The organism is Microbacterium sp. B19 (genome assembly GCF_000333395.1).
Classification (GTDB): Bacteria; Actinomycetota; Actinomycetes; order Actinomycetales; family Microbacteriaceae; genus Microbacterium.
In genome coordinates, this window is sequence record NZ_BADA01000540.1 from 1 (window position 1) to 1881 (window position 1881).

Below are 1881 nucleotides of genomic sequence, written 5' to 3' on the forward strand. Positions count from 1 at the left end.
TAGCCGCTCGGCCCCCGCCGTTCCGCCCCGTCCTTTCCGGAGCCCCGTGACCCCCACCGACGCCGACCTCGCCGCGATGCGCCGAGCGCTCGCGCTCGCGGGCGACGCCGCGACCCACGACGACGTGCCCGTCGGAGCGGTCGTGCTTGGCCCCACCGGCGCGGTCATCGGCGAGGGCCGCAACCTCCGCGAGGTCACGAACGACCCGACCGCGCACGCCGAGGTCGTCGCGCTGCGCGCAGCCGCCGCGCACCTGGGCACGTGGCACCTCGCCGGCTGCACGCTCGTCGTCACCCTCGAGCCGTGCGTCATGTGCGCGGGGGCGGTCCTGCAGGCGCGCGTTCCGCGGGTGGTCTTCGGATCCTGGGATGCCAAGGCCGGCGCCGCCGGGTCGCTCTACGACGTTCTGCGCGACCGGCGTCTGCCGCACCGCGTCGAGGTGGTCGGCGGGGTCGCCGAGGCCGAGGCATACGCTCTCCTGCGGGATTTCTTCGAGCACCGCCGCGACCGAGGGCACCCCGCGACTGATCGCGCCCGCGACTGAGCGCTGCCCCGGACTCAGCGGGGCAGCAGCGGCAGCAGCTCGGCGCCGACCTCGTCGGCGTGGTCGATGTCGCGCAGGTCGAGGAGCTGGAAGTACACGCGTTCCGCGCCGAGAGCCCGGAGGCGCTCGACCTTCTCAGCGATCTGCTCCGGTCGCCCGATGAGGTTCGCGCCGTTGTCGAACTGTGCGCGCGTCTGGCCGATCGCGGCCGCGCGCCGCTCGATCGCGGCGTCGTCCGCGCCGACGATCGTGGGCAGCGCGACGGAGAACTTCAGCGACGCGGGGTCGCGACCGATGTCCTCGCACGCCGCGCGCACGACGGCGAACTTCTCGGCGACGACGTCCTCCGGGACGAAGCCGATGTTGAATTCGGTCGCGAAGCGCGCCGCGAGTGCCGGCGTGCGCTTCGGGCCGCCGCCGCCGACGATGACCGGGACGGGGGACTGGACGGGCTTCGGCAGCGCGGGCGCGGCATCCAGGCGGTAATGCTCGCCGTAGAACGAGAACGTCTCCCCGGTCGGTGTGGACCACAGGCCCGTCACCACCGCGAGCTGCTCCTCGAGCAGGTCGAACCGCTTCGGCGGGAACGGGATGCCGTACGCGGCATGCTCCGCTTCGAACCAGCCGGTGCCGAGCCCGAGTTCGACGCGGCCACCCGACATGGCGTCGACCTGAGCGACCTGGATCGCCAGGATGCCGGGAACCCGGTACGTCACCGACGAGACCAGCGTGCCGAGGCGGATGCGAGACGTCTCGCGGGCGAGGCCGGCGAGCGTGGTCCACGCGTCGGTGGGCCCGGGCAGCGGATCGCCCTCGCCCATGCGGAGGTAGTGGTCGGAACGGAAGAAGCCGTCCAGGCCGTGGGCTTCGGCCGAGCGCGCGAAGGCGAGCTGGTCGTCGTAGGAGAAGCCCTGCTGGGGCTCGGTGAACAGGCAGTACTCCACGGGTATCCCTCAGTCGGCCGAACGCAGGATGATCGCCTCGGTGGGCGGGGCGGGGTCGGCGGGACGGCCCACGTAGCCGATGACCGTCAGCAGCGCCTGGCGGAACTGCGCCGGTCGCTCGAGGTGCGGCGCGTGCCCGGCCCCCTCCACCGCGATCTCGGTGACCTCTCCGCCCGCGGCGGCGTACGCGTCCAGCACGTCGCGCGTCTGCGACACCATCGGCTGCGCGGGCGCGACCTCCTCGCCGGGCCAGTCGGGCACGATGCCCAGGGCGCCGAGGTGGTTGAAGTCGTAGAACGAGGCGTCCGACACGATGGCGTCCGCCGTGCCGTGGATCCAGAGGATCGGGGGCTTCTCGGCGAGGTCGACGATGCCCGAGACGTCGAAATACTT

2 protein-coding genes and 1 pseudogene are annotated in these 1881 nt (G+C 72.9%); 1 reads left to right on the forward strand and 2 read right to left on the reverse strand.

Translation table 11 applies throughout. From position 1 onward, the window contains the following. Positions 1 to 76 precede the first annotated feature (76 nt). Positions 77 to 544, forward strand: coding sequence for a tRNA adenosine(34) deaminase TadA (gene tadA / locus I5G_RS23515; protein WP_051038879.1), 468 nt, complete (start codon positions 77 to 79; stop codon positions 542 to 544). Positions 545 to 558: 14 nt separating this feature from the next. On the opposite strand, the gene I5G_RS18305 is transcribed toward tadA, so the two are convergent. Then, a complete protein-coding gene (locus I5G_RS18305) occupies positions 559 to 1488 on the reverse strand; it encodes an LLM class F420-dependent oxidoreductase (RefSeq protein WP_022880348.1) in 930 nt (309 codons plus the stop codon). 9 nt (positions 1489 to 1497) lie between these two features. After that, a pseudogene (locus I5G_RS18310) lies at positions 1498 to 1881 on the reverse strand (alpha/beta hydrolase); the annotation flags it as partial.